Source organism: Sinorhizobium sp. 8-89 (assembly GCF_030124325.1).
Lineage (GTDB): Bacteria > Pseudomonadota > Alphaproteobacteria > Rhizobiales > Rhizobiaceae > Sinorhizobium.
The window spans coordinates 1-3,909 of sequence record NZ_JASKLR010000025.1 but is presented as its reverse complement, the minus strand read 5'-3'; the positions used below and the strand labels follow the sequence as shown (position 1 = coordinate 3,909).

The 3,909-nt window shown below is 63.9% G+C and carries 7 protein-coding genes; 4 read left to right on the top strand and 3 right to left on the bottom strand.

From position 1 onward, the window contains the following. The first annotated feature begins 14 nt into the window (after positions 1-14). On the top strand, positions 15-167 hold the full coding sequence (locus QN219_RS27875) for an iron chelate uptake ABC transporter family permease subunit (RefSeq protein ID WP_405052279.1): 153 nt from the start codon (positions 15-17) through the stop codon (positions 165-167). 81 nt (positions 168-248) lie between these two features. Here the strand turns inward: QN219_RS27875 and QN219_RS27870 are convergent, their stop codons facing one another. Continuing rightward, on the bottom strand, positions 249-806 hold the full coding sequence (locus QN219_RS27870; RefSeq protein ID WP_284003506.1) for an alpha/beta hydrolase: 558 nt from the start codon (positions 804-806) through the stop codon (positions 249-251). Positions 807-917: 111 nt separating this feature from the next. On the opposite strand from QN219_RS27870, the gene QN219_RS27865 reads away from it, so the two are divergent. From QN219_RS27865 to QN219_RS27855, 3 genes are all read left to right on the top strand, one after another. Beyond that, a complete protein-coding gene (locus QN219_RS27865; RefSeq protein ID WP_284003505.1) occupies positions 918-1,391 on the top strand; it encodes an Lrp/AsnC family transcriptional regulator in 474 nt (157 codons plus the stop codon). A 77-nt stretch (positions 1,392-1,468) separates the two neighbouring features. Next, on the top strand, positions 1,469-2,029 hold the full coding sequence (locus QN219_RS27860; protein WP_284003504.1) for a DUF924 family protein: 561 nt from the start codon (positions 1,469-1,471) through the stop codon (positions 2,027-2,029). Between the two features lie 49 nt (positions 2,030-2,078). After that, positions 2,079-2,546 carry a GFA family protein gene (locus QN219_RS27855; RefSeq protein WP_284003503.1) on the top strand — a complete coding sequence of 156 codons (468 nt, stop codon included), beginning with the start codon at positions 2,079-2,081 and terminating at the stop codon, positions 2,544-2,546. Between the two features lie 49 nt (positions 2,547-2,595). On the opposite strand, the gene QN219_RS27850 is transcribed toward QN219_RS27855, so the two are convergent. Together QN219_RS27850 and QN219_RS27845 are read right to left on the bottom strand one after the other, a co-directional pair. Beyond that, positions 2,596-2,991, bottom strand: a complete 396-nt coding sequence (locus tag QN219_RS27850) for a ClpX C4-type zinc finger protein (protein ID WP_284003502.1) — start codon at positions 2,989-2,991, stop codon at positions 2,596-2,598. A gap of 125 nt (positions 2,992-3,116) precedes the next feature. Next, on the bottom strand, positions 3,117-3,909 hold a 793-nt coding region (locus QN219_RS27845; RefSeq protein WP_284003500.1), incomplete at its 5' end, for a SulP family inorganic anion transporter.

Sequence of the window (3,909 nt, the reverse complement as noted above, 5' to 3'; positions counted from 1 at the left end):
ACAATGTCCGACTCATCCCGCTTTCGGCCTTTGCCGGCGCGCTGACGCTGATCCTCGCCGACCTCATCGCCCGCGTCGTCATGGCGCCCGAGGACATGCCGATCGGCATCGTCACCGGGCTTGCTGGCGGCATCGCCTTCATCGGCATTCTCAAGCGTCGGGGATGAGCCACGCTCTGCCATCACGTGCTGTCCAGGACGCTCTCGGCTGGTAACGTGGCGGCATGGTGTCTCTTTTGGCGGCCCTCGTTAGGTTTGGAGGCCCGCCACAGGCACGCATTCGGCCGCAAATGCCATCAGCAGGTTCAAACCTTCCGGCCAGCGGCCAAGACCGCTCTCGCCATTGATGTGACCGCGCGCGCCGATTTTAACGAACCGGCTTTGCCATTGGCGGGCACGGCTTCGTGCGTACGCCGGGGTGCCGTAGGGGTCGTCGGCGCTGGCGACGATGACGGAGGGAAAACGAAGTGCGGCCGTGGGTGGGTTTGCGAACCCCTTCGCTTCGCTCGGAAATGCCGCCGCTTGTGGATCCGGGACCGCCACAAGGAACGCGCCGGCGACCGGCAGGGCGGAAGCCTGTTGCCAGTGCGCGACGAGAAGGCAGGCGAGACTGTGCGCCACGAACACGGGAGGCGTGGGCGCCGCGGCGACCGACCGCTCCAGCGCGGAAATCCAGTCCGCCAGTTCCGGGCTGTCCCAGCTCGTCGGCCGGAATCGCTGCATTCGCGGGTCTTCGTTCTCCCAGTGCGTCTGCCAGTGGGCCGCGCCCGAGCCGCCGATCCCCGGCAGAATGATGAAGGTAGTCATGGGGTCTCCTGTGGTTTCCGATGCCCGGGAGAGGATGACGGCTTTCATTCTTGCCTGGAATGCAGAACTATCGGAGAACGTCTCCGATTTCCGATGAATTGAAGGCCGGACATGACATTGGTGGAAAATCATCGCACGCTCGACCCGACCGACATCGCCATCCTCGAAGCGCTGCAGGACGATGGCCGGATCGCAATCTCGGAACTGGGGCGCCGGGTGGGGCTCTCGCAGCCGGCGACGTCGGAACGCGTCAAACGGCTGGAAGAGCGCGGCTTCATCGTCGGCTATGGTGCGCGGGTCGATCCGGCCGCGCTCGGACTGGGCATGATGGCCGTCATCCGGCTGCGCACCACACACGAGAATATCCAGCCCTGTCTCAAGCAGTTCGCCGAGATGCCGCATATCGTGGAAGTGCTGCGGCTGACCGGGGAGGATTGCTTTCTGCTGAAGGTGCTGGTTCCATCGCCCGGAGAGCTTGAAACGATCGTCGACTCGATCGCAAGGTTCGGGGCGGTAACGACGTCTCTGGTCCTGCGCGCGGAGCCGCCGAAATCCATCGGCCGGGCTCTGCTCAGGCGGCGATGAGCTAACGGCGTCGTGACCGGCATGGAAACCGCCTGATCGGCCGCTATTTGAAAGGCGGAAGTCACGAGAGGCAAGGAATGGCTGACGAGATCGAGACCTGCACACCGGAAGAGGTCCTTAAGTTCTGGTTCACGGAGCTTTCCTATGAGCAATGGTTCACGCCGAGTGACGAACTCGACCGGCATTGCGTGCAGCGCTTCCAGGCCTCGCATCTGGCGCTTTCGAGAAAGCTCGACGACATTTGGCGCGAGACGCCCCGCAACCGGCTCGCCGCCATCATCCTGTTCGACCAGCTGCCGCGTAACATGTATCGCGGCTCGCCGCTCGCCTTCGCCACCGATTGCCTGGCGCTGCGCGAGGCGAATCTCGCCATCGGCGCGAGCGCCGATCTGGCGGTGCCCAAGGAATGGCGCGCCTTCTTCTACATGCCGTTCGAGCATTCGGAAAACCTGGCTGACCAGACGATGGCGGTAAAGCTTTTCACAGAGCTCGGCGATGCCGATTATCTCGACTATGCCATCCGCCACCGCCAGGTGATCGAGCAGTTCGGCCGATTCCCCCACCGCAACGCCATCCTCGGTCGGACCTCGACAGCGGCCGAGGAGGCTTATCTGGCTGAGCCGGGCGCAGGGTTTTAGCAGTCCCGGTGGTGAGCCAATACCGACGGACGCACTAAAGGAGGAAAGGATGAGCGAAAGCAACTTGCCCTGGGAAGGGGGATGCCGCTGCGGCGGAGTGAGGTTCAAGGTCAGCGCCCCGCCGCTTCTGACAATGGCCTGCCATTGCACCGGCTGTCAGCGGATGACCGCCAGCGCCTTCTCGCTGAGCGCCGCGATCCCGAGCGAAGGGTTTGCCGTGACGACGGGCGAGCCGGTGATCGGCGGCCTCCACGGCGCAACCCGGCATTATTTCTGCCCGCACTGCATGAGCTGGATGTTCACGCGTCCGGAGGGCATGGACTGGTTCGTCAACGTCCGCGCGACGATGCTCGACGATCCGAGCTGGTTCGCGCCGTTCATCGAAACCTGGACGAGCGAGAAACTACCCTGGGCGACGACGCCCGCCGTCCATAGCTACGAGACGCTGCCGCCCATGGAGGCCTATGAGGGGCTTCTGGAAGAATATCGCAAACAGGCCGGAAGCCCGGCGGCATAAGCGGGAGGGGCGTTTGCCGTTTCGCAGAACCGCAAGCGGTATCTCTGGACTAGGAAAACCGTTCCCAGGCCGCTTGCCGCGATATGCCCAGCGCCTGGCCGATATGGGCCCAGCTGACCCGCCGCGACCGGAGCGTTTCCACGACGGATTGGAGCTGGTTGCTCTTGCCTTCAACCGTGTCCTCGATCGGCTTCAAAAGGGACAGCAGCCGCTCCGTCGGCGCTTCCTCCAGCGGCGCGCGGGGCGGCCGTTTTGATGTTGCGGTCAAGATGTAGTCGTTGCAGGTCGCAACACACTCGTCGCAGATGAAGATGCGGCCGTGGCCGGCCACCAGCTTGTCGACCTCGTCACTCGGCCGCAGGCAGAACGAGCAATAGCAGGTGGCGGTCTGCGGCAGGGCCTCCGACGATGCGCAAGGTTCCGAGACCCTCGGGTTGGCACTCATCGTTGCCTCCATGTCAGGAATATCTTGACAGTCAAGCTGACACCACGCGGCGTCAAGCGCGCCGGTCCGTTGCGATTGTCAGCGGGCCTCGATCATTGAACTGCGCAATTCCGGATGGAAGACAGCTACACACTTTTCCTTTCGGCGGCGGCCGCCTTGCGGCCATCCGCCTCGAAAGCGTCCAGGGCATCCTCGAGGTCCTCGAAGATCATCGAGGGGCCGATCTTTGCGATCACCCCGGCTCGTTCGAGGATCTCGCGCGCTTCGAAATGCAGCTCGGCGATCGCAAGCACGATGCCGCGCCTGCCGAGATCGTCATGAACCTCATCGAGCATGCCGGCTGCGGAACTGTCGATTTTGGCGATCGCGCTCGCATCCATAACGAACCACCGGGTATCGGCCGGCAGTTCGTCGGTGACGGTGCGCAGGCGTGCCCGAACGTAATCGGTGTTGAAGAAAAGGAGACTGCCCTGGACCATGTAGACACAGAAGCCGGGCACCGGGCGTGCGGCGGGGACGCGATGCAGCTTGTAGAAGCCGTCACGGCCGGAAAGGCGGCCGAGCAGGGCGTCACGCGGAAACATGGTCTTGCGCAAAACGTAGACCAGCGTCGCGGCGATGGCCGTAACCACGCCCTTCAGGACGCCGAAGCTGATCGGCCCGAACAATGCGATCAGCGCGAAGACGAATTCGATGCGGCTGATGCGCCAGATCTCCTTCAGCGCGGAAAGATCGATCAGGCTGAGCGCGGTTGCCACCAGCACCGCGCCGAGCGTGGGGATCGGCAGGATGCGCAGGACGTCGCCGAAGAACAGGAGGACCGCCATCAGCGCCGCGGCCGCCACGATGCTCGCGATCTGCGACCGGCCACCGACGCTGAAGTTTACTGCCGTGCGCGAGTCCGAAGCCGTGACGGGG

What these genes read in the sequence shown, in the direction of transcription:
- QN219_RS27870 (WP_284003506.1), bottom strand. Translation starts at nt 806, where the DNA reads ATGACTACCTTCATCATTCTGCCGGGGATCGGCGGCTCGGGCGCGGCC.
- QN219_RS27865 (WP_284003505.1), top strand. Translation starts at nt 918, where the DNA reads ATGACATTGGTGGAAAATCATCGCACGCTCGACCCGACCGACATCGCC.
- QN219_RS27860 (WP_284003504.1), top strand. Translation starts at nt 1,469, where the DNA reads ATGGCTGACGAGATCGAGACCTGCACACCGGAAGAGGTCCTTAAGTTC.
- QN219_RS27855 (WP_284003503.1), top strand. Translation starts at nt 2,079, where the DNA reads ATGAGCGAAAGCAACTTGCCCTGGGAAGGGGGATGCCGCTGCGGCGGA.
- QN219_RS27850 (WP_284003502.1), bottom strand. Translation starts at nt 2,991, where the DNA reads ATGAGTGCCAACCCGAGGGTCTCGGAACCTTGCGCATCGTCGGAGGCC.